The 25,277-nt window shown below is 70.0% G+C and carries 23 protein-coding genes; 13 read left to right on the top strand and 10 right to left on the bottom strand.

Features of this window, described 5'->3' with window-relative positions; genetic code table 11:
- Window positions 1–80 precede the first annotated feature (80 nt).
- A complete protein-coding gene (locus tag ELQ90_RS15215; protein ID WP_128496145.1) occupies window positions 81–1,610 on the bottom strand; it encodes an amino acid permease in 1,530 nt (509 codons plus the stop codon).
- A 192-nt stretch (window positions 1,611–1,802) separates the two neighbouring features.
- On the opposite strand from ELQ90_RS15215, the gene ELQ90_RS15210 reads away from it, so the two are divergent.
- The 6 genes from ELQ90_RS15210 to ELQ90_RS15185 all read left to right on the top strand — a co-directional run bounded on the left by ELQ90_RS15210 (window position 1,803) and on the right by ELQ90_RS15185 (window position 7,509).
- Entirely contained in the window at window positions 1,803–3,164 is a 1,362-nt protein-coding gene (locus tag ELQ90_RS15210; protein WP_128496144.1) for a glutamine synthetase family protein, read from the top strand.
- A gap of 22 nt (window positions 3,165–3,186) precedes the next feature.
- Window positions 3,187–3,924 carry a gamma-glutamyl-gamma-aminobutyrate hydrolase family protein gene (locus tag ELQ90_RS15205; protein ID WP_128496143.1) on the top strand — a complete coding sequence of 246 codons (738 nt, stop codon included), beginning with the start codon at window positions 3,187–3,189 and terminating at the stop codon, window positions 3,922–3,924.
- Window positions 3,921–5,300, top strand: a complete 1,380-nt coding sequence (locus ELQ90_RS15200; RefSeq protein ID WP_128496142.1) for an aldehyde dehydrogenase family protein — start codon at window positions 3,921–3,923, stop codon at window positions 5,298–5,300. Before ELQ90_RS15205 ends, ELQ90_RS15200 begins: the two co-directional genes overlap by 4 nt.
- Window positions 5,297–6,085, top strand: a complete 789-nt coding sequence (locus ELQ90_RS15195) for a 3-oxoacyl-ACP reductase (RefSeq protein ID WP_128496141.1) — start codon at window positions 5,297–5,299, stop codon at window positions 6,083–6,085. The genes ELQ90_RS15200 and ELQ90_RS15195 overlap by 4 nt, the downstream gene beginning before the upstream one ends.
- Window positions 6,082–6,849, top strand: coding sequence for a FadR/GntR family transcriptional regulator (locus ELQ90_RS15190; RefSeq protein ID WP_128496140.1), 768 nt, complete (start codon window positions 6,082–6,084; stop codon window positions 6,847–6,849). Before ELQ90_RS15195 ends, ELQ90_RS15190 begins: the two co-directional genes overlap by 4 nt.
- A 75-nt stretch (window positions 6,850–6,924) precedes the next feature.
- The gene (locus ELQ90_RS15185; RefSeq protein WP_128496139.1) at window positions 6,925–7,509 is read left to right on the top strand and encodes a PadR family transcriptional regulator; all 585 of its coding nucleotides are present in this window, start codon (window positions 6,925–6,927) and stop codon (window positions 7,507–7,509) included.
- A 90-nt stretch (window positions 7,510–7,599) separates the two neighbouring features.
- Here the strand turns inward: ELQ90_RS15185 and hpf are convergent, their stop codons facing one another.
- The 5 genes from hpf to mtrA all read right to left on the bottom strand — a co-directional run bounded on the left by hpf (window position 7,600) and on the right by mtrA (window position 13,166).
- Window positions 7,600–8,265, bottom strand: a complete 666-nt coding sequence (gene hpf, locus ELQ90_RS15180) for a ribosome hibernation-promoting factor, HPF/YfiA family (RefSeq protein ID WP_128496138.1) — start codon at window positions 8,263–8,265, stop codon at window positions 7,600–7,602.
- Window positions 8,266–8,379: 114 nt separating this feature from the next.
- Window positions 8,380–9,054 carry a ComF family protein gene (locus ELQ90_RS15175; protein ID WP_128496137.1) on the bottom strand — a complete coding sequence of 225 codons (675 nt, stop codon included), beginning with the start codon at window positions 9,052–9,054 and terminating at the stop codon, window positions 8,380–8,382.
- 86 nt (window positions 9,055–9,140) lie between these two features.
- The gene (locus tag ELQ90_RS15170; protein ID WP_128496136.1) at window positions 9,141–10,820 is read right to left on the bottom strand and encodes an LpqB family beta-propeller domain-containing protein; all 1,680 of its coding nucleotides are present in this window, start codon (window positions 10,818–10,820) and stop codon (window positions 9,141–9,143) included.
- The gene (gene mtrB, locus ELQ90_RS15165; protein WP_208020678.1) at window positions 10,817–12,475 is read right to left on the bottom strand and encodes an MtrAB system histidine kinase MtrB; all 1,659 of its coding nucleotides are present in this window, start codon (window positions 12,473–12,475) and stop codon (window positions 10,817–10,819) included. The genes ELQ90_RS15170 and mtrB overlap by 4 nt, the downstream gene beginning before the upstream one ends.
- A 4-nt stretch (window positions 12,476–12,479) precedes the next feature.
- The gene (gene mtrA, locus ELQ90_RS15160) at window positions 12,480–13,166 is read right to left on the bottom strand and encodes an MtrAB system response regulator MtrA (protein WP_128496135.1); all 687 of its coding nucleotides are present in this window, start codon (window positions 13,164–13,166) and stop codon (window positions 12,480–12,482) included.
- A gap of 184 nt (window positions 13,167–13,350) precedes the next feature.
- Here mtrA and ELQ90_RS15155 point away from each other — a divergent pair, with 184 nt between their 5' ends.
- Genes ELQ90_RS15155 through ELQ90_RS15130 form a run of 6 tightly spaced genes read left to right on the top strand, consistent with a single transcriptional unit; the run spans window position 13,351 to window position 19,787 of the window.
- Window positions 13,351–14,799: a DUF7847 domain-containing protein gene (locus tag ELQ90_RS15155; protein ID WP_128496134.1), complete on the top strand. Its 1,449-nt coding sequence runs from the start codon at window positions 13,351–13,353 to the stop codon at window positions 14,797–14,799.
- Between the two features lie 3 nt (window positions 14,800–14,802).
- A complete protein-coding gene (locus tag ELQ90_RS15150; RefSeq protein ID WP_128496133.1) occupies window positions 14,803–15,465 on the top strand; it encodes a DUF4129 domain-containing protein in 663 nt (220 codons plus the stop codon).
- Between the two features lie 2 nt (window positions 15,466–15,467).
- On the top strand, window positions 15,468–16,670 hold the full coding sequence (locus ELQ90_RS15145) for a DUF4350 domain-containing protein (RefSeq protein ID WP_166409112.1): 1,203 nt from the start codon (window positions 15,468–15,470) through the stop codon (window positions 16,668–16,670).
- Window positions 16,667–17,674 carry an AAA family ATPase gene (locus tag ELQ90_RS15140; protein WP_128496131.1) on the top strand — a complete coding sequence of 336 codons (1,008 nt, stop codon included), beginning with the start codon at window positions 16,667–16,669 and terminating at the stop codon, window positions 17,672–17,674. The genes ELQ90_RS15145 and ELQ90_RS15140 overlap by 4 nt, the downstream gene beginning before the upstream one ends.
- Window positions 17,675–18,982: a DUF58 domain-containing protein gene (locus ELQ90_RS15135; protein ID WP_128496130.1), complete on the top strand. Its 1,308-nt coding sequence runs from the start codon at window positions 17,675–17,677 to the stop codon at window positions 18,980–18,982.
- 58 nt (window positions 18,983–19,040) lie between these two features.
- Complete coding sequence (locus tag ELQ90_RS15130) at window positions 19,041–19,787, top strand: aquaporin (RefSeq protein WP_128496129.1); 747 nt, start codon at window positions 19,041–19,043, stop codon at window positions 19,785–19,787.
- A 233-nt stretch (window positions 19,788–20,020) separates the two neighbouring features.
- On the opposite strand, the gene ELQ90_RS15125 is transcribed toward ELQ90_RS15130, so the two are convergent.
- Window positions 20,021–21,016, bottom strand: coding sequence for a stage II sporulation protein M (locus ELQ90_RS15125; RefSeq protein WP_128496128.1), 996 nt, complete (start codon window positions 21,014–21,016; stop codon window positions 20,021–20,023).
- An 18-nt stretch (window positions 21,017–21,034) separates the two neighbouring features.
- Between ELQ90_RS15125 and ELQ90_RS15120 the strand changes: the two genes are divergently transcribed.
- Window positions 21,035–21,874 carry an RDD family protein gene (locus tag ELQ90_RS15120; protein WP_128496127.1) on the top strand — a complete coding sequence of 280 codons (840 nt, stop codon included), beginning with the start codon at window positions 21,035–21,037 and terminating at the stop codon, window positions 21,872–21,874.
- A 94-nt stretch (window positions 21,875–21,968) separates the two neighbouring features.
- Here the strand turns inward: ELQ90_RS15120 and ahcY are convergent, their stop codons facing one another.
- The 3 genes from ahcY to ELQ90_RS15105 form a co-directional block, all read right to left on the bottom strand.
- Complete coding sequence (gene ahcY / locus ELQ90_RS15115) at window positions 21,969–23,471, bottom strand: adenosylhomocysteinase (RefSeq protein ID WP_128496126.1); 1,503 nt, start codon at window positions 23,469–23,471, stop codon at window positions 21,969–21,971.
- Window positions 23,472–23,560: 89 nt separating this feature from the next.
- Window positions 23,561–25,006, bottom strand: coding sequence for a phosphomannomutase/phosphoglucomutase (locus ELQ90_RS15110; RefSeq protein ID WP_128496125.1), 1,446 nt, complete (start codon window positions 25,004–25,006; stop codon window positions 23,561–23,563).
- 5 nt (window positions 25,007–25,011) lie between these two features.
- Window positions 25,012–25,224 carry a DUF3499 family protein gene (locus ELQ90_RS15105; protein ID WP_128496124.1) on the bottom strand — a complete coding sequence of 71 codons (213 nt, stop codon included), beginning with the start codon at window positions 25,222–25,224 and terminating at the stop codon, window positions 25,012–25,014.
- Between the last annotated feature and the right edge of the window lie 53 nt (window positions 25,225–25,277).

Raw genomic sequence — 25,277 nt, 5'->3', positions numbered from 1 at the left:
GCTCACCGCACGCTGAAAGTCGTCGGATCCCTGTGCCGGTCGGACCGCCCGTCCCAGGGCGCACACCGGCCGGATCCGCTTCAGCGCCGACCGAGGATCTCGTCCTCGACCGCTCCCCCATAACCCTCGGTCGCGGGGTCGCCGTGGAGGCCTCCCGACATCGCGTACTCCTCCTCCGGCGACAGCACCAGGTTGCGTCGGCCGAAGAATGCGAACAGGACGAGCGCGACGACGTAGACGACGATCGCGGCGATGATCGCGGGCGTGTAGGCGGGGTTGAGGTTCTCCCCCATCCAGATGACGAACGCGAGCACGCCCGCGACGATGGCGCCAGGGACGCCGAAGACGCTGCGGAACGGTCGCCGGGCGTTCGGGAAGCGCCGACGCAGGATCACGTAGGAGACCATCTGCAGCATGTAGGCGATGACCGCCCCCCACACGGCGATATTGAGGACGATGCCGCCTGCCGTCGCTCCGCCGTATTCCGCGAGGAAGAGCGAGAGGAAGCCGACGACGGCTCCGGCGATGAGCGCGACGTACGGCGTCTGGCGCGCTCCCGTGAGGGAGAGGAACTTCGGGTAGTAGCCGGCGCGGGAGAGGGAGTAGACGTTCCGACCGTAGGCGAACATGATGCCCTGGAGCGAGGCGAGGAGGCCGATGAGCGCGAACGCGGAGAGGACGGCCGCGAGCTCGGCGGGGATGACCGAGCGGAAACCCTCGAGAAGGGGCTCGAGCGAACCGGCTGTCGCCTCGGCTCCGAGGACGCCCGGGTTGAGGAGCAGCACGGTGCCACCCGTCACGATGAGTGTCACGAATCCCCAGATGCTCGCGCGTGGGATGTCCTTCTCGGGGTCGTGCGCCTCCTCGGCCACGAGCGGGAGCTCCTCGATACCCAGGAAGAACCACATCGCGAAGGGCATCGCGGCGATCACGGCCCAGAATCCGAACGGGAGGAAGGCCGAACCGCCCTCCTGCGCTGGCTGGTCGAAGAGGTTGGCGACGTCGAAGGCCCCGGATGTCAGCGAGAGGACCGCGAAGACGAGGAGGATGCCGAGGGAGATGATCGCGACGATGATCGCGAACCGGAACGACGTGTTGGCCCCGATGGAGTTGAGCCCGACGAAGATCGCGTAGAGGACGAGCCACCAGACCCACATCATCGACTGCTCCTGAAGGCTCACGCCGACGAGGGTGTCGAGGATCTGATCGGCGTACTGCGCGGAGAAGTAGGTGACGACGGCGGTCGTCATGACGTATTCGATCGTCTCGGCGAAACCCGTGACGAAGCCTCCCCACGGTCCCATCGCGGCGCGGGCGAAGGAGTAGGCGCCGCCCGTGTGGGGCATCGCGGCCGCCATCTCCGCGATGCTGTTGATCATGAGCAGGAACATGACGATGACGAGACCGAAGGCGATGACGAGCCCGCCCCATCCCGCGACCGCGAGTCCGCCGTTCCAGCCGGAGAAGTCGCCGGAGATGACGGCGGCGATGCCGATGCCCCAGATCCCCCAGAAACCCGCGGTGCGCTTGAGGCTGCGCTTCTCGAAGTAGCCGGCTTCCGCCTGACTGTAGGTGACGCCGGAGACGCTCACTTTGTCTGCTGCGGCCATCTGGTCCTCTTTCTCTTCGTCGGCGGGGAGCACTGCGGTGGAGCGGAGGCGGAGCGGTTGAGCGAGAGACTATTCCTTGATTGGTACCGCCGACCAACCTTTAGATGTAAACATCCTGTAACAGAAGGGGCACGGGGCCGTGCCTCAGTGTGCTTCAATGAACGCCAACCGACCTTTACCGCGGGAGCAGCCATGACGACAGGCAATCTCACCCTCGAGCGCCTCACGGCGTTGACCGAGAGAGGCGAGATCGACACCGTCGTGGTCGCTTTCACCGACATGCAGGGCCGACTCGTCGGCAAGCGCGTCTCGGCGCGACTGTTCGTCGAGGAGGTCGCGACGCACGGCGCCGAATGCTGCAACTACCTCCTCGCCGTCGACGTCGAGATGAACACTGTGGGCGGCTACAGCATGTCGAGCTGGGAGACCGGCTACGGCGACATGGCGATGATCCCGGATCTCGACACCTTGCGTCTGGCACCGTGGCTTCCCGGCACGGCCATCGTGACGGCGGACCTGCACTGGCTCGACGAACGACCCGTCGAACAGTCCCCGCGCCGCATCCTCGCGCGCCAGATCGCGCGGCTCGCGGAACGCGGGCTCGTGCCCTACGTGGGCACCGAACTCGAATTCATCGTCTTCGACGACGGCTACCGCGACGCCTGGAAGCGCGGCTACCGCGACCTCACGCCGGCGAGCGACTACAACGTGGACTACGCTCTCCACGCCTCCACGCGGATGGAACCGCTGCTCCGCGACATCCGCGTGAGCATGGACGGGGCCGGCATGTACTGCGAGGGCGTCAAGGGCGAGTGCAACCTCGGCCAGCAGGAGATCGCCTTCCGCTACACGGGCGCCATGGCGACGTGCGACAACCATTCCGTCTACAAGAACGGGGCGAAGGAGATCGCGGACGCCCACGGCAAGAGCATCACCTTCATGGCCAAGTTCAACGAGCGCGAAGGCAACAGCTGCCATGTCCACCTCTCGCTCCGCGGCACCGACGGAGCGTTCGTCTTCGCGGACGCCGGAGCGGCCGACGGGATGTCCGCCATGTTCCGGCACTTCGTCGCCGGTCAGCTCGCGACCCTGCGGGAGCTGACCCTCTTCCTCGCACCCAACATCAACTCCTACAAGCGGTTCGCCGACGGGAGCTTCGCCCCCACCGCCGTCGCGTGGGGCTTCGACAACCGCACCTGTGCGGTTCGCGTCGTCGGGCACGGGCCGTCGATGCGGATGGAGAACCGCGTGCCGGGCGGTGACGTCAATCAGTACCTCGCCGTCGCGGCGCTCATCGCCGGAGGACTGCACGGGATCGACCAGCAGCTCGAGCTCGGTGAGCCCCTCGCGGGCAACGCGTACGAGAGCGACGCCGACCGGGTGCCGTCGACGCTGCGGGATGCCGCTGCACTCTTCGGCGCCTCCTCCGTGGCTCGAGAGGCGTTCGGCGACGACGTCGTCGAACACTACCTGAACGCCGCTCGCGTCGAGCAGACCGCCTTCGACGCCGCCGTCACCGACTGGGAGAGGGTCCGTGGGTTCGAACGACTCTGAGCGATACCGTCCCGTCGTCGGGATGACGACGTACCTCGAGCAGTCGACGACGGGGGTGTGGGACGTTCCGGCGTCATTTCTGCCGAACGTCTACATCGAGGCGATCACGCGCGCGGGCGGCACCGTCGTGCTGCTGCCGCCGCAACCGTCGAGCACGGCGGTCGCCCACCGCGTACTCGCGGGTCTCGACGCTCTCGTTCTCACGGGCGGGAAGGACATCGAGTCGGCGCGCTACGGGCAGACCCCCCACCCGGACTCCGACGAGCCACGGCCGGATCGCGACGCGTGGGAGTTCGACCTGCTGGAGGGGGCGCTCGATCGCGATCTCCCCGTGCTCGGGATCTGTCGCGGCGCGCAAGTCCTCAACGTCCTTCGAGGAGGGACGCTCCACCAGCACCTTCCGGACATCGTGGGCGACGACCGCTACCAGCGGGGCGGCGGCATCTTCTCTCAAGCCGAGGTGTCGGTGCAGGAGGAGACCGCCCTCGCGGGCATCGTGGGCCCGCGCGTCGCCGTGAAGCTCTACCACCATCAGGCGGTCGACCGGCTGGGTGACGGCCTCGTCGCGAGCGCCCACACGAGCGACGGCATCGTCGAGGCCGTCGAGCTGCCCGGCGCCTCCTTCGTCGTGGCCGTGCAGTGGCACCCCGAGGAGGACCTCGACGACCTCCGCCTCTTCGAAGCCGTCGTCGAGGCCGCGCGGGTCGGCGCGGACCGTCGTGCCGACGACCGACGCACGACAGAAGGAGTACCGGCATGACGACGACGAGCCTCGTCGACCCCTCGACGGGCGCACCGTTCGTCGAACTGGAACTCGCGGACGTCGAACAGACCGACGCCGCCGTCGCTCGCGCAGTCGTGGCCCAGCGCGGTTGGGCGCGGCTCGCGCCGGGCGGCCGCGCGGAGGTCCTCCGTGCGTTCGCCGCGACAGTCGACGGCGCCGTCGAGGAGCTCGCGCAACTCGAGGCGCGCAACTCGGGCCACCCCATCTCTCAAGCGCGCTGGGAGGCAGGGCACGTCCGCGATGTGCTCCAGTACTACGCGGCAGCACCCGAGCGCCTCGCCGGAGCGCAGATCCCCGTCGCTGGCGGCCTCGACATCACCTTCCACGAGCCGATCGGCGTCGTCGGGGTCATCACCCCCTGGAACTTCCCCATGACGATCGCGTCGTGGGCCTTCGCCCCCGCGCTCGCAGCCGGGAACGCCGTCGTCCTCAAACCGGCCGAATGGACGCCGCTCACCTCGCTGCGCCTCGCCGAGCTCGGCATCGCGGCGGGACTGCCCGCCGACCTCTTCCAGGTCCTCCCCGGGCTCGGGTCGGTCGTCGGCGACAGGCTCGTCACGCACCCGAACGTTCGGAAGATCGTCTTCACGGGCTCGACGGCGACGGGCAAGACCATCATGGCGAGAGCCGCGGAGAACGTGAAACGGGTGACCCTCGAGCTCGGCGGGAAGAGCGCGAACATCGTCTTCGCCGACTCCGATCTCGAGCGGGCGGCGGCGACGGCGCCATCCGGCGTCTTCGAGAACGCCGGCCAGGACTGCTGCGCCCGCAGCCGCATCCTCGTCGAACGGCGTGTGTTCGACCGCTTCCTCGAGTTGCTCGAACCCGCGGTCCGGGCCGTCGTGGTGGGCGATCCATTCGACCCCGATACCGAGATGGGTCCGCTCGTGTCCCGTGCGCACCTCACGAAGGTCGCCGGCTACGTCCCCGACGACGACGCTGTGGCGTTCCGCGGCTCGGCGCCGACCGGGGAGGGCTTCTGGTTCCCACCGACGGTCCTGACCCCTGGACGGACGGACCGCGCTTTCCGGGAGGAGATCTTCGGCCCCGTGGTCTCCGTCGTGCCGTTCGACGACGAAGCGGACGCGATCGCCCTCGCGAACGCGACCGACTACGGCCTGTCCGGATCGATCTGGACGCGCGATCTGTCGCGGGCCGTCCGGGTCTCGCGCGCCGTCGAATCCGGGAACCTGTCCGTGAATTCGCACTCGTCCGTGCGCTACACGACGCCGTTCGGCGGCTTCAAGCAATCGGGGCTCGGGCGCGAGCTCGGTCCCGACGCGCCCCTCGCCTTCACTGAAACGAAGAACGTGTTCTTCGCCATCGACGACGCACCGGAGGAGAACCGATGACCGTGACCCCGATCGATCTCACACGACGGCTCGGCGGCCGCATCGCCGTCGTCACGGGTGGAGGAAGCGGCATCGGGCTCGCCACCGCGCGCCGATTCGCCGCCGAAGGCGCCACCGTCGTGATCGCCGACCTCGACGATCGAGCGGGATCGGCGGCGGCCGACGAAGTCGACGGCCACTACCTGCACTGCGACGTCTCCGACCAGGACTCCGTCGACCACCTCTTCGACGAGACCGTCGAGCGGTTCGGCCGCCTGGACATCGCCTTCAACAACGCGGGGATCTCTCCTCCCGACGACGACTCGATCGAGACGACCGAGCTCCCCGCCTGGCAGCGGGTGCAGGACGTGAACCTCACCTCCGTGTACCTCTGCTCGCGCGCGGCGCTGCGCCACATGGTGCGACAGCGATCGGGATCCATCATCAACACGGCGTCCTTCGTCGCCGTCCTCGGATCGGCGACGTCGCAGATCTCGTACACGGCATCGAAGGGCGGGGTCCTCGCCCTCACGCGCGAACTCGGCGTGCAGTTCGCGCGCCAGGGCATCCGCGTCAACGCGCTGTGCCCGGGCCCCGTGAACACTCCTCTCCTCACCGAGCTCTTCGCGTCCGATCCGGAGCGCGCCGCCCGTCGCCTCGTCCACGTCCCGGTGGGCCGCTTCGCCGAACCGGAGGAGCTCGCCGCCGCCGTCGCGTTCCTCGCGAGCGACGACGCATCCTTCATCACGGCGTCGAGCTTCATGGTGGACGGCGGGATCGGGTCGGCCTACGTGACGCCCCTGTGACACCGACGGAACCCGACGGTGACGGAGCGGCGCGGAACACCACGGCGGGCGACGCGGTCCTCCGACCCGTTCATGAGCAGAACGCGTTCGAGGAGACCGTCAACAGGCTGCTCCAGACCATACGCCTCGGCCTCGTCGCACCCGGCGACGCGCTTCCCCCGGAGCGCGACCTCGCCGCTCGGCTCGCCGTGAGTCGCGACACGGTCCGCGACGCGATCAAGGAACTCGGCACCGCGGGCTACCTCGTGTCGCGCCGCGGCCGTTACGGCGGGACCTTCGTGTGCGATCCGCTCCCGGACCGGGCGCACGGGGTGGCGGGCTCCGACGATCCCGCGCGCCTCCGAGCGTCACCGGCGGAGATCGACGACGTGCTGGGGCTCCGGTCGATCCTCGAGGTGGGTGCCGCACGATCGGCCGCGTCTCGAGCGCTCACGGCGGCGGAGCGCGACCTGCTCTGGTCGAGCCTCACGGACACGCGGGCCGTGACGGGCGACGAGTACCGTCGACTCGACTCGCGGCTGCACCTCGTGATCGGAGAATTGACGGGATCACCATCGCTGCTCCCCCTCCTCGCGGAGAACCGGATGCGGGTGAACCTCCTGCTCGACGACATCCCCTTGCTCGATCGCAACATCCGGCACTCCGACGAACAGCACGAAGCGATCGTGATCGCGATCCTCACGGGTGATGCCGATGGCGCTGCCCGCGCCATGGCCGAGCACCTCGCGGGCTCAGCGGCGCTCCTCAGGGGGTTCCTCGGCTGACGCCGGTCTTCGACTCACGATACGTATAGGTCGTATATATTTACCGGGTATCCGAATCCGACCGACCGGAGCGCCATGACCGTCAGACAGAGCCTGCTCGCGATCCTCTCGATCGGACCGTGCTACGGGTACCAGTTGCGGGCGGAGTTCGACCGGCGGACCGGATCGACGTGGCCCCTCAACGTCGGACAGACCTACACGACGCTCGAGCGGCTCGAACGCGACGGGCTCGTCCGGCGCGGTGAGACCGACGCCGACGGCCACCTCTACTGGGAGATCACGGAGGCGGGACGGAAGTCCACGGTGTCCTGGCTCGACGAGCCGACGCTGCCGTCTCGCGGCGCCCGGGATGAGCTCGCGATCAAGGTCGCGATCGCCGCGACCCTCCCGGACTCCGACGTCGGAGCCGTCCTGCGCGCCCAGAGGACCGCGACGGAGGCTCGGCTCGAGCAGCTCCGCGCCGACGAGACGGGGACCGACGGGTCTGCAGCGTCGCTGTCGAGACGACTCGTGCGCGACGGCCTCGTCTTCGACGCCGAGGCGGAACTCGCGTGGCTCGACCACTGCCGACGGGTGCTCACCGAGACGCCGGCGCAGTCCATCCCGCTGGCGACGGAGAAGCCGCGGCGCGGGCGACCGGTGAAGGTCCGCTCCGTCTGAGGACCCCGCGACACGATGGTCGCGGGATCGCGGATACGACGACGGCGATGGCGCACTGCGTGCACCATCGCCGTCGGTCACTTCAGGCGGTCAGGCGCCCTTGGCCTTCGCCTTCGCTTCGTCGACCAGTTCGATGACGCCGTAGTCCCAGCCTTTGCGGCGGTAGACGACGCTCGGCTGATCGGTCCGCGCATCGATGAAGAGGAAGAAGTCGTGCCCGACCAGCTCCATGCGGTCGACGGCCTCGTCGACGGTCATCCACTCGGCGGGGAACTCCTTCTCGCGGATGACGACGGGGCTGTAGTCCTCCTCCTCGGCTTCCGCGTCACCGCCCGCGACGGGGACGGACCCGGTCTGTACCGCCGCGAGGACCTCGACGGGAGCGGCCTGCAGACCCGCGTTCACAAAGCCCTGCTCGCTCGCGGCGCGGAGCGGAGTGCGACCTCGCCCCCGATGCACCTTCTTCCGGTCCTTCGATCGTCTGACACGTTCGAGGATCTTCGCGATCGCGAGGTCGAAGGCGACATACTTGTCCGATCCGGATGCTTCGGCCCGCACGAGCGGTCCAGGGCCCACGAGAGTGAGCTCGACGCGGTCGTCCCCCGGCTTCCCGCTCTTGTCGTGGTGGCGGCTGACCTTGACGTCGAACGCGAGCGCGCGGTCCGCGAGATTACCGAGTTTCTCGGACTTCTCCTCGACGTAGTCCCGGAAGCGATCCGTGATCCCCAGTCCCAGACCGACGATGTTGGTTTCCACAGCGACCTCCCCGTTCTCGGCGTGCCGCCTGACGATTCGGACGGTTCTTCCACGCCGTGTCAATCGACACTAGCGCCGCTTCCGATTCTTGTCACGAGACTTCCGACCCACCTCTCAGACGCGCCGCGAGGCCCGTCGGCCACGCCGCGTGCGGGCGAGCACGGCGGCACCGATGACCTCTCCCCCGGCTTCGCGCACCGCTCTGACGGCCTCCGAAAGGGTCGCGCCGGTGGTCAGGACGTCGTCGACGATGAGCACCCTCCGACCTGCGATGGCGGGGGATCCGCGCATGGCGAACGCAAGGTTCCTCGCTCGGTCCGCGCGGCCGAGGCGCCGTTGGTCCTGCGGCTCCCGGACGAATCGCAGCATCGATTCGACGTCGACGCCGGCTCGACGCGCGAGGAGGTGCACGGGTCGATATCCCCTCCGCCGGAGGGACGAGCGCCGGACCGGGATCGCCACGACGCCGATCTCGTCCGATGTTCCGGCGTGAGACATCGCCGCGTCGATGCTCCGCCCGAGCGGCTCCGCCAGCACGGGCGCGACGCTCGTGCGACCGTCGTTCTTGAACGCGACGATGAGACGGGCGACGGCTCCGGCGTAGTCGACGGCCGACCACACGTCGATCCCCCCGACGGATTCGCATCGCACGCGTGGGACGCACTCCGCTCGACAGTCGGCGCAGACGACCTCGTCGGGGGCGCCGCAGCCCGGGCACGCTACCGGGAACACGACGGCGAGCGCATCACGGAGAGCGCGTGCGACGGACGACGGCAACGGAACGAGCATTCGCCGATGTTCCCGCCGCGGCGATCTCCCGGGGGTGCGTGCCGACGTCCCGGTGGACGACGAGCGGCCGACCGGGTCGGTGGGCGTCAGCCGAGTGACGCCAACTGGGTCGCGAGGACCTCCACGCCGGTCGCACGCGTCTGCCACCCGGATCCGCTCCGGACACGGATCTCCCCGGTGCCGAGCAGGGCGCGGATCTGCTGGGGCGTGTTGGCGCCGACGACGGTCGTCGCACCCGCGAGCGCCGGAGCGATCGTGCTGCTGGATCCGATCGTGTAGACCTCGATCTCGCCGTCGCCCTCGTCGTCCTCGGTGAGCGCCGCGACCGACCGGTCGTCCACCCACGTCACCGCCACGGGGCTGTTGGTCGTCTCGTCGAGCTCGTACAGGTCGCCGATCACGGTGGGCGGCCCTGTCGGTTCTGAGCGCGTGACCGCGGCGACGACGAGCCGGGTCGTCGACGCCGTCGTGACGAGCGCCGCGACGCGTGTCCCGTCTCGGGAGACCTGGAGCGACGAGATGCTCGACGCCTCCGGCCAGGGCGTCGCGACCTCCGTCGAGCTGCCGTCGCGACGGAAGGCCAGCACGGCCCCGGGGTCGTCGCTCGGCACGCTCCAGGTGTACCCGAAGGGATCGACCGTCGGAGGCAGGAGACCGCCGCGGCCGTCGACCCGGAGGGGGTCGTCCCCTGTCGAGGGAACGATGAAGACGCCGTCTGGCGTGAGCGCCGCGGCGAACGCGAGGCCGACACCGACCGACACGGCTGAGGGCGCGAGGCCTTCGACAGCAGGCGACAGTCCATCGATCCGCTCGACCACGTCGCCCGAGAGGAATCCGAAGCCGTCCTCGGCGAGGACGAGGGCACGGGCATCCACGCGCGGCGACGGCACCGTCAACGTGTCGATCGAGACGACCGCTCCCTGCGAGGAGATGCTGTCGGGTCCGAGGGTACCGATCCCGGTGAGGCTCGCTGCCAGTTGCGCCCGCATCCTCGATTGCGCGACGGCGTTCTCTCCCGTGAACCCCCCGGAGAAGTCCATCCGTACGACGTCTCCGTCGACCGTCACGGATTGCGTCGACAGCGCCGTGCCGTCGGGGAACGCCGTCCTCACGCCGCCGCTCAACCAGGGCGACGGCCCGTCGAGGAGCTCTTTCACCACGGTCGTCGCCGTCGACGCCCGCGTCGGGAACCATCGCAGATCGGGCACGAGGTAGGTCCAGGTGGGGTCGAAGAACATGAGGGCGTACGTGCCGAAGACCGTCGTGAAGGTGCTCGCGTCGAGGACGATGCCGTCGGGGGCCGAGCTGATGCGCCACTCCCCGTCGACCTCCTCGAACCCGTAGGTCAGCACGACGGGGTTGTCCGACGGGTTCCGCTCGTACACGCCGTTCGCGTCCACCTGCGCGTCGGGGAAGACGCTCAACAACTGCACGGCGTCCCCCTCCGCCTGGAACCGACGTTCCGCCGAGGCGTCGACGAGCACGCTCACGTCCGGCTGCCATTCGCGCTCGATCCGCGGGGCCAGGTACTCCCGCGCGACGGCGTAGTTGTTCTGGGGTCCGGATGCCGCGGCGATGAAGCCCCTCAACACCTGCTCTGGCGTCGACCCGGGCTGAGGGCCGCTCGGGATGAACGTGATGTCGAGGCCGTCGTCCGCCGTGACCGGCTGGCCCTCCTGGACCTGACCGCTCCGCGGGATCCCCGCGCACCCGGCGCACACGATCACGAGGAACGCGGCGAGGATCGTTGCGACGACGCGCTTCACGAGCCCACCTCTTTCGATGTCGACTGGACGGACAGGGACACGGGCGCCGTGCCGGGCGCATCGGCGTCGAGCGGGGGCAGCGGGATCGGGGAGTCGCCGAGCGGACCGCCGGGCGTGCGCGGGAGCGTCAAGCGGAAGAGGCTGCCCTCGCCCGGCCGTGACCAGACCTCGAGCGCACCACCGTGCAGCATCGTGTCGCTCAGCGCGATCGACAGGCCGAGGCCCGTGCCGCCGATCGTGCGCCGTCGTGACGGATCGGCGCGCCAGAAGCGGTCGAAGACGCGTTCGGCGTCGACCTCGGCCATGCCGAGGCCGTAATCGCGGACCCCGAGGGCGACGGCCGTCTCCGAGCTGTCGACCGAGACGACGATGGGACGGCCCTCCCCGTGCTCGATGGCATTGCCGACGAGGTTCCGCACGATGCGGCGGATGCGGCGGGGATCGACGTCGATCTCCGTGTAGCCGCCCGGCGCGACGAGGCGCAGGTCCGAGCCGTGCTGGCGGGCGAGCTCGCCGAGCTCGTCGACGGAGTCCTCGGCGAGTCTGGCGATGCTCGTGCGTTCGGTCTCGAGTTCCGCCGATCCGGCGTCGTACCGACTGATCTCGAGCAAATCGGCGAGCAGGAGTTCGAACCGCTCGACCTGTGTGTGCAGGAGCTCCGCCGTCCTCGCCGTCGCCGGCGGGAAATCGGAGCGTTGGTCGTACAGGACGTCGCCCGCGAGCCGGATCGTCGTGAGGGGCGTCCGGAGCTCGTGCGAGACGTCCGACACGAAGCGCTGCTGCACGAGCGAAAGCTCGGCGAGCTCCTTGATCCGGGACTGCAGGCTCTCCGCCATCGCGTTGAACGACCGGGCGAGAGTCGCGATCTCGTCCTCACCGCGGCGATCGATGCGCACTTCGAGCTCCCCCGCGGCGAGCCGCTCGCTCGTCTCGGCGGCGACGCGAATCGGGAGAACGACGATCCGCACCACCGCCCAGGCGACCGCACCGATGAGTGCGAGCAGGGCGAGTCCCGCGAAGAGCAGCGTGCGCTGCACGAACTGCAGCGTCTCCTCCTGATCGCTCAGGTCGTAGCCCATGTAGAGCTCGTAGTCGCCGGCACCCGGCACGGTGATTCGCTGACCGACGACGATCGCGGGCGAGCCGCCGCGGCTGTCGGAGAGTTCGACCGATTGCCACCACTGCCCGTCGGAGTTCTCCGCCACCTCCTCACGGAGGCCGGCCGAGATGACGCGGGTGTCGAGGCCGGGGCTTTCGAAGTCCTGAGGGGCCGCAGGGTCGAAGTCCTGACCGGGCACGCGGTACACGGTGATGAGGCGGGACGAGGAGACCGTCGCGATGTCGTTGCGGGCCGAGCCCATGACGCCGTCGAGGTTGACGGCCTCGCCCGTCTCGGCGGCATCGAACGTGCGCTGCGCCGCGAGCTGCGCTCGCGCGGAATCGACGAGGACCTGGTCGAGCCGCGACTGGAACAGGTCGTTCCCGATGCTGACCGACATGTAGGCGCCGGCGATGAACACCGCGAGACCCGTGAGGCCGAGCGTGACGACGACCGTCTTGAACTGCAGGGAACGGCGCCACGCCGCCGCGACCCTCCTCGGCAGGGAGCGGATCGAGCGGACGAGCCTCAGGGGGTCGGGACCGGCGTCGGACACGGTCTCACGCCGAGTCGGTTGCGCCCGCACGATAGCCGACGCCTCGCACGGTCATGACGATGCGCGGGTTGTCGGGGTCGAGCTCGACCTTGGCACGCAAGCGCTGCACGTGCACGTTCACGAGTCGGGTGTCGGCCTTGTAGTGGTAACCCCAGACCTGCTCGAGCAGCATCTCCCGCGTGAACACCTGCTGGGGCTTCGAGGCGAGCGTGAGGAGGAGGTCGAACTCGAGCGGCGTCAACGAGATGCGCGTCTGGCCCCGCATGACCTCGTGGGCGGCCACGTCGAGCGTCAGGTCGCCGATGCGCACGATGTCGCTCGACGACTCGGCCGCGGGGCGCAAGCGCGTCCGGATCCGGGCGACGAGCTCCTTCGGGTTGAAAGGCTTGACGATGTAGTCGTCGGCTCCAGACTCGAGTCCCCCGACGATGTCGGTCGTGTCGGATTTCGCCGTGAGCATGATGATCGGGACGCCCGACTCCTGGCGGATGAGCGAGCAGATCTCGATGCCGTCCATACCGGGGAGCATGAGGTCGAGGAGGACGAGGTCGGGCTTCTCCCGCTCGAAGGTCTCGACGGCGAGCGCACCGTCGGCGCAGAAGGCCGTGTCGAAGCCCTCGGTGCGCAGGACGATGCCGATCATCTCGGCGAGAGCCGTGTCGTCGTCGACGACCAGGATTCGTGCGCTCATGGGCCCCGTTCTCGTTTCTCACGCGGGCCGCGATGCCCGATCGCACCCGCGATATTCCCCCCAGAGTAGTCGAGGTACCAAATCGACGAGGCGTCACGACGCCGACCCGCCGTGTGCGCGCCCCTTTCCGTGTGAAAGCATGGGGCAACGGAATCTCACGGTGACTGCGGAAGGGTCTGTCCACATGGTCGAGGACGCGCGCGAGCGGGAGAACGCGGGGACGCCCCCGGAGAACGGGCCCACACCCGATGGCGGGGCCGCGGTCGCTCCCCAGCAGGGCCCCCCCGCGATGCCCTGGGCGGCTCCCGCCGCCGTTCCCCGACCGGCGGGTTCGCCGTGGAACGCCACGAACCCCGCAGGACAGCAGAGTCCCTCTGGCCAGCAGCCCCCGTACGGCCAGCAGCCCGCCTACGGCCAGCAGCCCGCCTACGGCCAGCAGCCCGCCTACGGCCAGCAGCCGACCTACGGCCAGCAGCCGACCTACGGCCAGCAGCCGACGTACGGGCAGCAGCCGACGTACGGGCAGCCCGCCTACGGACAGCCCGCCGGAGCACCGGCTTGGGCCGCGACCGCGGCGGGCGGGCCGTCCGCGGGATGGGCTCCGCCGCCGAAGCCCGGCCTCATCCCCTTGCGCCCGCTCGGATTCGGCACGCTGCTCGGCGCCCCGTTCCAGGCGCTCCGCCGGAACCCCAAGGCCACATTCGGCAGTGCGATCCTCGTTCAGGGGCTCGTGATCGTCGTCACGGTACTCGTCCTGGGCTCCGTCACGTGGTTCGTGACCGATCGCATCGCCTCGGCCGCTCCCGAGGACCGCGAGACGATCACGGCCGGATCGATCCTCGCGATCATCCTCGCCGCCCTCGTCCCCGTCGTGATCTCGGTGATCGGCACGGTCATGGTCCAGGGCGTCGTCGTCGCGGAGGTCGCGAGGGCGACGCTCGGCGAGAAGCTCACGCTCGGCCAGGTCTGGAAGGGCGCGCTCCCCCGACTCTGGGCCCTCGTCGGCTGGACACTCATCACGACCGTCGCGGTCGTGCTCGCGCTCGGGGCGGTCGTCGGCATCGTGTGGGCGATCATCGCGATCGGGACCGACTTCATCGGCCTCGGCATCGGCGTCGCGGTCCTCGCCGGTCTGGCGCTCGTCGTACTGTTCGCGTGGCTCTCGACGAAGCTCGCGATCGTGCCGAGCCTCATCGTCCTCGAACGCGCGCCCGTCTTCCGCGCGGTGTCGCGGTCGTGGTCGCTCACGGTCGGCTACTTCTGGCGGACCTTCGGCGTGCTCGCGCTCGTCGCCATCATCCTGAGCGCCGCCGGTCAGGTCGTGACGTTCCCCATCAGCATGATCATGGGCATCGGCGGCGTCCTCGTGGACCCCACCGGCAGCAGTGAGGGGACCGCCCTCGCGACGTTCGTCGTGACGTACATCCTCCTGCTCCTCGTCACCCTCGTCGTGACCGCCATCACCTCCGTCGTGCAGGCGGCGGCGATCGCGCTCGTCTACATCGACCTGCGCATGCGGAAAGAAGGGCTCGACCTCGAGCTGACGCGATTCGTGGAGGCGCGGCAGACGGGCGACGCGGGAGTGGAAGACCCCTTCCCCCTCGGTGCGCGTGAGCGGGTCGGCGGAGCCTGACCCTTGTCGCTCGGATTCCCGTGGACCGACGTTCCGGTCGACCCCTCAGCGCCCGACGCGCGGGAGCTCCTCCTGCGCGAGCTCTCCGACCCCGAGTACCAGGCGGCGCAGCCCACCCTCCTCGACCTCGTCGGCCAGGCGATCTCGGACTGGCTGCAATCACTCATCGTCCCGACGGATGGCTCCCTCGGCGGCATCGTGCCCGTCGTGATCGCCGTCCTCCTCGTCGTCGGCATCGTCGTGGCGTTCCTCGTCTGGGGCGTTCCGCGACTCAACCGGCGCAGCCGCGTGGATGACGGTCTCTTCGGGGCCGAGGAGCGGCGGTCGGCGGCCGAACTCCGACGGGACGCGGCGAGCGCCGCCGCTCGCGGCGACTACACCGCCGCCTCGCTCGACGCGTTCCGCGCGCTCGCGCGCGGCCTGCAGGAGCGCACCGTCATAACGATGCTCCCGGGGACCACGGCGCACGAGTTCGCGCGCCACGCCTCGAGCGCCTTCCCGGATCTGGGGAATGCTGTCCACTCGGCCTCCACCGGCTTCGACGCCGTGCGGTATGCGGGAGCGACTGGGACGGTGGAGCTCTACCGCTCCATCACCGACCTCGACGCGACCGCCTCACGACGCTCTCCCGTCTTCGCCGACGCCCCGGACGGGGCGCCGGTATGAGCATGACCGACACGCGGGCTCCCGAGATCGGCGAGGACGCCGTCATCACCCCGCGGTTCCGCACGCGGCTGCGCCGAGCCGTCTTCTGGATCGTCATGGCGGCGTTCGGACTCCTCGTCGTCGCCGTCGTCTCCTCCATGGCGGGAGCCGGGTCGACGGGTGCTCCTCCTCTCGATCCGACGAGCGCCGACCCCGAGGGGGCCAAGGCCGTTGCCGAGGTGCTCGAAGCCGAAGGCGTCACGGTCACGGCCGTCGCGAGTGCCGACGACGCGCTCGGCGCGCTCGAGAGCGCCGGCGACGCGACGCTGTTCGTCGTCGACACCCCGTACCTCGACCCGTCGCGGCTCGCCGGTCTCGCAGGGGCAGCGGGCTCGATCGTCCTCGTCGACCCCTCCTTCCCGGTCCTGCAGGAGCTCGCTCCCGATGTCCGCATCGCGGGTTCAGCCGGCGGCGACGGTGTGGACGCCGAGTGCTCCGACCCGACGTCCGAGCGGGCGGAACGCGCGACGGTCGACAACACCTACCGCATCGATGGCGACGTCGAAGGCTGCTTCCCCGTCGACGGCGATCGCTTCGGTGTCGTCTCCGTCCCCGGAGCGACTCCCCTCACGATCGTGGGCTCGCCTGCGGTCTTCGCGAACGGCTCCGTGACGAACTACGGGAACGCGGCGCTCGCGCTCGGCCTCCTCGGAGCGAGCGACGAACTCGTCTGGTACGTCCCCGGACTCGCCGACGTCGAGGCCGACGCCCCTCCCACCATCGGCGAGCTGACACCCGGTTGGGTCGTGCCCTCCCTCCTGCTCGTCCTGCTCGCGACCGTCGCGGCCGGTGTCTGGCGGGGCCGCCGATTCGGTCCCCTCGTCGTCGAGCCCCTTCCCGTCACGGTCAGGGCCGGCGAGACGATGGAGGGTCGCGCTCGTCTCTACCAGCGCACCTCCGCACGGCTCCGGGCGCTCGACTCGCTCCGGATCGGAGCGATAGAGCGCATCGCGTCGCTGCTCGCGCTGTCCCGCCACGCCGACGCCGGAGACGTCTCCGCCGCCGCCGCCGCCCTGACGGGACGGTCCCCGAACGAGGTGCGGTCGATCCTCATCGACGCCGTCCCTCGCAGCGACGCCGAGCTCGTCGGCCTCTCCGACGCCCTCACGATCCTCGAAGCCCAGATCCGCACCCTCACTGACCCCACCGGGAGAAGAGCACGATGAGCGACCAGTACCCCACCTCCCCCGACGCGGCACCCCGCGCCTCCCATGATCCGTCCGACGCCCTGAGAGACTCGCTCGCACGCGTTCGCAGCGAGGTCGGCAAGGCCGTCGTCGGTCAGGACGCCGCCGTCACGGGCCTCATCATCGCGCTGCTCGCACGCGGCCACGTCCTTCTCGAGGGTGTGCCCGGCGTCGCGAAGACGCTCCTCGTGCGCACCCTGAGCCACGCGCTCCAGCTCGACACGAAACGCGTGCAGTTCACACCCGACCTCATGCCGGGCGACGTCACCGGTTCGCTCGTCTACGACGGGAAGCGCGGGGAGTTCGAGTTCCGCGAGGGGCCGGTCTTCACGAACATCCTGCTCGCCGATGAGATCAACCGCACGCCGCCGAAGACCCAGTCCTCCCTCCTCGAGGCGATGGAGGAGCGGCAGGTGTCGGTCGACGGCGTCACGCGCCCCCTTCCCGACCCGTTCCTCGTCGCGGCGACCCAGAATCCCATCGAGTACGAGGGCACGTACACGCTTCCCGAGGCGCAGCTCGACCGGTTCCTCCTGAAGCTCGTCCTCGATCTCCCGGAACGCGACACCGAGGTCGAGGTGCTCAGACGGCACGCCGCGGGCTTCAACCCGCGCGACCTGCCCGGAGCCGGTGTCTCCCCCGTGCTCTCGAGCGAGCAGCTCACGGCCGCTCAGGCCGCCGCGGCCCGCACGGCCGTCGGCGCCGACGTGCTCGCCTACATCGTGGACCTCGCGCGCGCGACTCGTCGGAGCCCGTCGGTGCGGATGGGCGTGAGCCCTCGCGCGACGACGGCTCTGCTCGCCTCCGCGAAGGCGTGGGCGTGGTTGAGCGGTTACGCCTCGATCACGCCGGACCACGTTCAGGCCATGGTCATCCCGGTCTGGCGACACCGGCTGCAATTGCGGCCGGAAGCCGAGCTCGAGGGCGTCGCGACCGACGCGATCCTGCGCTCGATCGTCCAGCAGGTCCAGGTCCCGATCTAGATGGCGGTCACGGGCTGGTTCGTCGCGCTCCTGTGCCTCGGGGTCGTCCCCGTCGTCGCGGTGGGCGCCGATCCGTCGCGCTCCTTCGCCGTGCTCGCCGGGTGGATCGCGCTCTCGATCCTCCTGCTCGTGATCGACGTCGCGCTCGCCGGCTCGCCCCGATCGCTCCGCATCACGCGGTCGATCGCGGACCGCGTCCGGCTCGGCGAGGCGACGACGAGCGAGCTCCTCATCGTCAACACCGGTCGACGGACGGTCCGCGCACTCGTCCGCGACGGCTGGCAGCCGACTGCCGGGGCTCCGTTCGAACGGAGCCGGGTCATCATCCCCGCCGGTGAACGACGACGCATCGAGCAGACGTTGCGCCCCGTCCGCCGCGGTGAGCGACGGTCCGAGCACGTCACCGTCCGTTCCGTCGGTCCACTGCACCTCGGTGCCCGCCAGGCGACGATCGCGTCGCGCGGGGTCCTGCGCGTCCTCCCGCCCTTCAACGCGCGGAAGCACCTCCCGAGCCGCCTCGCACGCCTGCGCGAACTCGACGGGGCGACGAGCGTCATGGTCCGCGGCCAGGGGACGGAGTTCGACTCCTTGCGCGAGTACGTCCGCGGCGACGACGTCCGCTCGATCGACTGGCGCGCGACCGCCCGCCGTTCCGACCTGGTCGTCCGCACGTGGCGACCGGAACGTGACCGGCGCGTCGTCGTGGTCGTCGACACGGCCCGCACCTCGGCCGCCCGGATCGCCGACGAGGTCCGACTCGACACGGCGTTCGAGGCGACCCTGCTGCTTTCCGCGCTCGCGACGCGGGCGGACGACCGGGTCGACTTCCTCGCGGTCGACCGACGCGTTCGGGGTCGGGTCACGGGAGCGACGGGAGCCGATCTGCTCGCGAAGCTCGTGGACTCCATGGCCGACATCGACCCCGACCTCATCGAGATGGACTGGGACGCCGTGCCCGGCCACGTCCGCCAGATCACGAGCCGTCACGCCTTCGTCGTGCTGCTGACGTCGATCGAGACACCGGGGGCGTCGAGCGGGCTGCTCGCGGTCCTCCCGCAATTGACGCGCAGCCACACCGTCGCCGTCGTGTCGGTGACCGATCCCGCGGTCATCGAGGCGCGCAACGATCGGGGCGACCGCGAGGCCGTGTACCGTGCGGCGGCCGCCGAACGCGCCGTCCTCGACGCCGCGCGGGTCGCCGCGGCGGTGCGCCGGTCCGGGGCCGACGTCGTGACCGGTTCGCCGAGCGACCTGCCGCCCGCGCTCGCGGACCACTACCTCGCGCTCAAGGCCGCCGGCCGACTCTGAGCCTCGCGCCCGGCGCGTGAGACGTGGCTCCTCCTCCGGCCATCGATACTGTCGGATCATGACCGGCTCGCATACCGAACCCCGCTTCGCCGCCGTCGTGGGCGCCGAGACGCTCGGCACCTTCGTCGTGACCGCCGTCTTCGTCGGCTCGTCCGTCATCGGCGGTGCCGTGCTCGGCACGATGGGCCTCGCGGTCGCCACGGGCTTCGCGCTGCTCGCCGTCGTCGCGACGCTCGGCCGGGTGTCGGGGGCCCACGTCAATCCGGCTGTCACGGTGGGGCTCGCCGTCGCGGGGCGTTTCCCGTGGCGCGACGTCTCGACGTACCTCATCGCGCAACTCGTCGGGGCGACGCTCGGCGCCGGTCTCGTCCTCGCGGTCGTGGCCGACGGTCCGCCCGGCGCCCTTCAGGAGGCGCAGCGCGCCGGATTCGCGTCCGGCGGCTTCGGCTACGAGGGATCGCCCGACGGGTACGGCCTCGTCGCGGTGGCGCTCGTCGAGACCCTCGCGACGGCCCTCCTCGTCGCGGTCTACTGCTCCGTCGCTCCGCGGGCCGCTCGCCCAGGTGCGTCCGGCGTCGCCGCGTCCGTCATCGGCGCGACACTCGTCGCGATGACGCTCGTAGCACTTCCCGTGTCGAACGCCTCATTCAACCCGGCTCGATCATTCGCCACGGCTCTCTTCGCGGGCCCCGACCGGATCTCGCAACTCTGGGCGTTCGTCCTCTTCCCCCTCGTCGGCGCGATCATCGCGGCCCTCGCGGTGCGCCTGGCCTCACGATCGCGCTCGGAGGTCGAGGCGGGCTGACACCGCCGGGGGCGACCACTCCGCGGACAGCCTGCGCATCCCGAGAAGCGGCGAGAACCAGACGGGCACGGCCGCGAAGAGGGCGCCGACCGCCCCGATCCACATCGTCGGGACGACGCCGACACCGCTCCCGAGCGCGCCGGAGGCGAGGGCGCCGATGCCCCCTCCCCCAGACGAGGAACCGGATCGAGGCGTTCATGCGGCCGAGCAGCCGCGGCGGCACACCCCGGGCGTCAGCCGGCGACGAGCGTCGTCGCTCCGCGCTCGAACTCGTCGAGGTCACCCGTCTCCCCCGCTCGAGCCGCCCGCCGTCCGAGGACGAGCATGTAGGCGAGGAAGGCGCCGAGCGCGACGGCCCCGATCGCGATCTTCACCGCCGGGTGCCACGGGGCCGGCGTCACAAAGCCCTCGATGAGCCCGGAGACGAACAGCGCGATGATGAGCCCGATCACGACCGTGAAGAGAGCACGAGCCTCCCGGGCGAGCGCGTGGGCCCGCGACGACCGACCGGGCGCGACCCAAGCCCAGAAGATCCGGAGGCCCGCGGCTCCCGCCACGAAGACGCTCGTGAGTTCGAGGAGCCCGTGCGGGAGGATGTAGAGGAAGAAGGTGTCACCCTCGTCGAACGCGAACATGATGCCGGCGGTGAGGCCCACCCCTTGGGCGTTGCCCGCGATGACGTAGGGCACCCACACCCCGGTGATGCCGAAGGCGATGCACTGAGCGGCGATCCACGCGTTGTTCGTCCAGACCCGGCCGGCGAAGGACGTCGCGGGATTCTCCGAGTAATACGCGACGAAACCCTGCTCGGCCGTCTGACGCAGCGACTCCTCGTCGCCCAGTGCGGCGAGCGCCTGCGGATTCGTCGCGATCCACGTCGCGTAGAGCGACGCGATGATCGTGAAGGCCACGAAGACGCCGAGCGTGACCCAACGGAGGCGGTAGAGCGCAGCGGGGAGCTGAAGCACGAAGAAGCGCGGGATCTGCGAGAGGGCGTTCCGACCCGCCGACGTGAAGCGCAAGCGCGCGCGGGACAGGGAGACGCTCAACCGGTCGCCGACGGCCGTCGATCCGGCGGTCGACTTGATCGCCGACAACTGGGTCGCGCCCGACTGGTAGCGGTGGATGAGCTCGTCGGCGTCGGCACCCGAGAGAGACCCCTGGCGGCCGAGCGCGTCCAGGCGGTCCCATTCCGCGCGATGAGCGGCTGCGTAGGCGTCGAGATCCATCCGATTACGATGATATCCATGACGACGAGCGTGCAGACGACCGCGGACCCGCACGAGCTCGTCACGGGCGAGGCCGTCGCGCTCGACGTCCGCCCCGCGAGCTTCATCCTCCGCGCGGCGGGAGCGATCATCGACCTGATCGTGCACGTCCTCCTGGGGCTCGGGTTGCTGTTCCTGCTCTTCGTCGCGGCGGAGCAGTTCGCGATCGACGAGGCGGCCATGCAGGCCGGGCTCATCGTGATCGTCGTGCTGTCGTTCATCGTGGTGCCGACGGCCGTCGAATTGGCGACGAAGGGCCGCTCGCTCGGGAAGCTCGCGATCGGCGCGCGCATCGTCCGCGACGACGGCGGTGCGATCGGCTTCCGGCACGCCTTCATCCGGTCGCTCGTCGCCTTCTTCGAGATCTACATGACCCTCGGCGGCGTCGCCGCGCTCGTCGGGCTGCTGAGTGATCGCTCGAAGCGGCTCGGTGATCTCCTCGCGGGGACGTACTCGCAGCACGAACGCGTGCCCCGTGTCGTCGAACCCGTCTACGGTGTTCCGGCGGAGCTCGGCGCGTGGGCCGCCACGGCCGACGTCGGCCGACTGCCCGACCGGTTGGCGCGCCGCATCGCTCAGTACTTGAAGCAGGTCGAGCGGTTGTCGCCGGGAGCGCGCGAGCGACTCGGCGGCGAACTCGCGGCGGAGGCCGCGCCGTACGTGTCACCGCTCCCGAACGTGCCGCCCGAGCGCTTCCTCTTCGCGGTCGCGGCGATCCGGCGCGAGCGCGAGTTCCGCAAGCTCACCCTCGAGCAGGAGCGACTCGATCGGTTGCGACCGACGCTCGAGGGCAATCCCCATCACTTCCCGGAGCGCTGACCGACACCGGGCCTCTGGCCGGGCCGACGCGACCGGACACGAGAACGGCGATGCCGCGGAGGGCCACTGCGGGGCATCGCCGTTCCTCGTCCGATCAGTAGCGGTAGTGGTCCACCTTGAAGGGTCCGTCCGTCGGCACGCCGATGTAGGCCGCCTGCTCGGGGCTCAACCGTGTGAGCTCGACCCCGAGGGCGTCGAGGTGCAAGCGCGCGACCTTCTCGTCGAGGTGCTTCGGCAGGACGTAGACACCGATGGGGTACTCCTCACGCCGCGTGTAGAGCTCGATCTGCGCGAGCACCTGGTTGGTGAAGGAATTGCTCATGACGAACGAGGGGTGCCCCGTCGCGTTCCCGAGATTCATGAGGCGACCCTCGGAGAGCACGAGGATCGAGCGACCCGTCGGGAGGCGCCACTCGTGGACCTGCGGCTTGATCTCGATCCGCTCGGCACCCTCGACGTGCGCGAGCCCGTCCATGTCGATCTCGTTGTCGAAGTGACCGACGTTGGCGACGATCGCGAGGTGCTTCATCGCGAGCATGTGCTCGGTCGTGATGACGGACTTGTTGCCGGTTCCGGTGACGAAGATGTCCACGTCGCCGACGACGGATTCGAGGCGCGAGACCTGGTACCCGTCCATCGCGGCCTGAAGGGCGCAGATGGGGTCGACCTCGGTGACGATGACCCGAGCGCCCTGACCGCGGAGCGCCTCGGCGGCGCCCTTGCCGACATCGCCGTAGCCGGCGACGAGAGCGACCTTGCCGCCGATGAGCACGTCGGTCGCACGGTTCAGGCCGTCGGGCAGGGAGTGGCGGATGCCGTACTTGTTGTCGAACTTCGACTTGGTGACGGAGTCGTTGACGTTGATGGCCGGGAAGAGCAGGTCGCCATCGCGGTGCAACTCGTAGAGGCGGTGCACCCCGGTCGTGGTCTCCTCGGTGACGCCGAGCAGGTCGCGCGAGATCCGGGTCCACCGGTCGTCGCTCTCCGACAGCGATCGACGGAGGACGTCGAGGATGACGCGGTACTCCTCGCTGTCGCCGTCCGTCGCCTCGGGTACGGCTCCGGCGGCCTCGAACTCGACGCCCTTGTGAACGAGGAGGGTCGCGTCGCCGCCGTCGTCGAGGATGAGGTTCGGACCCGTCCAGTCCGCACCGGCCGCTGCCGCCTCGGCCGACCAGTCGAAGATGCGGCTCGTCGCCCACCAGTACTCGGTGAGCGTCTCACCCTTCCAGGCGAACACGGGGACACCGGCGGGCGCCTCGACGGTCCCGGTCGGTCCGACCGCGATCGCCGCGGCCGCCTCGTCCTGCGTCGAGAAGATGTTGCAGCTCGCCCAGCGCACCTGGGCGCCGAGGGCCACGAGGGTCTCGATGAGGACGGCCGTCTGGACCGTCATGTGAAGCGAACCCGCGATACGAGCGCCCGCGAGCGGCTGCGTGGGACCGAACTCCTCGCGGAGCGACATGAGCCCCGGCATCTCGTTCTCGGCGAGCCGGATCTGGTGCCGCCCGGCCTCCGCGAGGGAGAGGTCGGCGACGGCGAAAGGAGCGGTCGACGGGGACTCGGCGTCCGTCGCGGCGGGAGAGGTGATCGTCATGACCCCATTGTCTCATCCGCACCGGCGGTCCCGGCGTTCGAGTCGCGCGACTGCCGACAGCGACAAGGAGGGCGCGTGCGCGGCGCACGTCAGGAGCGGATGAGCGCCAGGACCTCGTCGCGGATCGACTGCATGCGCTCGGGCGTCGCGGCCTCCACGTTGAGTCGCAGGAGCGGCTCCGTGTTCGAGGGACGGACGCTGAACCACCAGAAGTCGTCGTCCATACTCGCGTTGCCCGTCACCGTGAGACCGTCGAGCTCGTCGAAGTCGGCGCGTCCCGAGAAGGACTCGACCACTCGCGCGTACGCCGCAGGCACATCGGCCACCGTCGAGTTGATCTCGCCGGACGCGGCGTACGGGGAGTACTCGGCGGCGAAGGCCGAGAGCGGCTCGCCTTGCGCGCCGAACTCGGCGAGCACGTGCATGGCGGCGAGCATGCCGTTGTCGGCGCTCCAGAAGTCACGGAAGTAGTAGTGGGCGGAGTGCTCTCCCCCGAAGACGGCGCCGGTGCGCCGCATCTCGTCCTTGATGAGCGAGTGCCCGACCTTGGTGCGGACGGGGATCGCCCCGGCCGCCTCGATGGTCTCCGGGACGATGCGCGAGGTGATGAGGTTGTGGATCACGTGGATCTGCTCGTCGGGCGCTTCGCGGCGTGCGCGAGCGATCTCCCGGACGGCCACGATGGCCGCTATCGCCGACGGCGTGACGGCCTCGCCGCGCTCGTCGATGACGAAGCACCGGTCGGCGTCGCCGTCGAAGGCGAGACCGAGATCGGCGCCGTGCTCCACGACGGCCTTCTGCAGGTCGACGAGGTTCTTCGGCTCGAGCGGGTTCGCCTCGTGGTTCGGGAAGGTGCCGTCGAGCTCGAAGTAGAGCGGGATGATCGTGAGAGGGAGCGCCGGGAGACCCGCCGCCGTCTCGAGCACGGCCGGGACGGTGAGCCCACCCATTCCGTTGCCCGCATCGACGACGATCCGCAGCGGCCGGATACCGTCGAGCGGGACGAGCGACCGGAGGTAGCGTGCGTAGTCGGCGAGGATGTCGCGCTCCCGGACGGATCCCGGGGTCTCGACCGACGGCACGCCCTCGTCGAGGAATCGGGACGCCCGCTCGCTGATCGAGGAGAGGCCCGTCGCGCGCGAGATCGCCTCGGCGCCCGCTCGCGAGAACTTGATGCCGTTGTAGGTGGCGGGATTGTGACTCGCCGTGAACATCGCGGCCGGGAACCCGAGGCTCCCCGAGGCGAAGTAGCTCTCGTCGGTCGAGCACAATCCGATGGAGAGGACGTCGGCACCGCGAGCGTTCGCTCCGCGCGCGAACGCCGCCGCGAAGACCGGGGAGGAGTCGCGCATGTCGTGACCGACGATCACGGATGTGCCGGCGGCCCCCACCTCGTCGACGAAAGCAGCGGCGAGAGCCTCGACGACGTCCTCCGTGAGGTCGTCTCCGACGACCCCGCGCACGTCGTACGCGCCGACGACCGCCTTCACACGCTCATCGATCCGAGGTGCGTCGTTTATCGATTCCGATCCCATAGGGATCACATTACTTCGCCGAGCACCGCGTGGCGGATGACCTGCCATCCCCTGGGTACAGAGAGCCGCTCCGAGTGGATGGAGCAGAGGTCGTAGGTGTGCGGATCACGCGTGAGACCGAGCGGGCCGAGCACCGCCATCTGGTCGCCGTAGTCGTAGCTGAGGGTGGACACGGCCTCGCGCGTGCACCCGACCTTCGAGCAGTTCCTGTCGTCCATCGGCGTCAGTCTACGAGCAGCCGCCGACACCGCCGCGGCACCGCGCCGCTCGC

Origin of the sequence: Labedella phragmitis, from assembly GCF_004078635.1 — a bacterium.
GTDB classification, from domain to species: domain Bacteria; phylum Actinomycetota; class Actinomycetes; order Actinomycetales; family Microbacteriaceae; genus Labedella; species Labedella phragmitis.
This window is presented reverse-complemented; position numbering and strand designations above follow the sequence as displayed.

Bases quoted from the DNA above. Each gene is read 5' to 3' on its own strand.
- ELQ90_RS15215 (WP_128496145.1), bottom strand. From the start codon at position 1,610: ATGGCCGCAGCAGACAAAGTGAGCGTCTCCGGCGTCACCTACAGTCAG.
- ELQ90_RS15120 (WP_128496127.1), top strand. From the start codon at position 21,035: ATGACGACGAGCGTGCAGACGACCGCGGACCCGCACGAGCTCGTCACG.
- mtrA (WP_128496135.1), bottom strand. From the start codon at position 13,166: ATGAGCGCACGAATCCTGGTCGTCGACGACGACACGGCTCTCGCCGAG.
- ELQ90_RS15135 (WP_128496130.1), top strand. From the start codon at position 17,675: ATGGCGGTCACGGGCTGGTTCGTCGCGCTCCTGTGCCTCGGGGTCGTC.
- ELQ90_RS15175 (WP_128496137.1), bottom strand. From the start codon at position 9,054: ATGCTCGTTCCGTTGCCGTCGTCCGTCGCACGCGCTCTCCGTGATGCG.
- ELQ90_RS15125 (WP_128496128.1), bottom strand. From the start codon at position 21,016: ATGGATCTCGACGCCTACGCAGCCGCTCATCGCGCGGAATGGGACCGC.
- ELQ90_RS15140 (WP_128496131.1), top strand. From the start codon at position 16,667: ATGAGCGACCAGTACCCCACCTCCCCCGACGCGGCACCCCGCGCCTCC.
- ELQ90_RS15200 (WP_128496142.1), top strand. From the start codon at position 3,921: ATGACGACGACGAGCCTCGTCGACCCCTCGACGGGCGCACCGTTCGTC.
- ELQ90_RS15205 (WP_128496143.1), top strand. From the start codon at position 3,187: ATGACGACGTACCTCGAGCAGTCGACGACGGGGGTGTGGGACGTTCCG.
- ELQ90_RS15195 (WP_128496141.1), top strand. From the start codon at position 5,297: ATGACCGTGACCCCGATCGATCTCACACGACGGCTCGGCGGCCGCATC.
- ELQ90_RS15210 (WP_128496144.1), top strand. From the start codon at position 1,803: ATGACGACAGGCAATCTCACCCTCGAGCGCCTCACGGCGTTGACCGAG.
- ahcY (WP_128496126.1), bottom strand. From the start codon at position 23,471: ATGACGATCACCTCTCCCGCCGCGACGGACGCCGAGTCCCCGTCGACC.
- ELQ90_RS15185 (WP_128496139.1), top strand. From the start codon at position 6,925: ATGACCGTCAGACAGAGCCTGCTCGCGATCCTCTCGATCGGACCGTGC.
- ELQ90_RS15105 (WP_128496124.1), bottom strand. From the start codon at position 25,224: ATGGACGACAGGAACTGCTCGAAGGTCGGGTGCACGCGCGAGGCCGTG.
- ELQ90_RS15155 (WP_128496134.1), top strand. From the start codon at position 13,351: ATGGTCGAGGACGCGCGCGAGCGGGAGAACGCGGGGACGCCCCCGGAG.
- ELQ90_RS15130 (WP_128496129.1), top strand. From the start codon at position 19,041: ATGACCGGCTCGCATACCGAACCCCGCTTCGCCGCCGTCGTGGGCGCC.
- ELQ90_RS15145 (WP_166409112.1), top strand. From the start codon at position 15,468: ATGACCGACACGCGGGCTCCCGAGATCGGCGAGGACGCCGTCATCACC.
- ELQ90_RS15110 (WP_128496125.1), bottom strand. From the start codon at position 25,006: ATGGGATCGGAATCGATAAACGACGCACCTCGGATCGATGAGCGTGTG.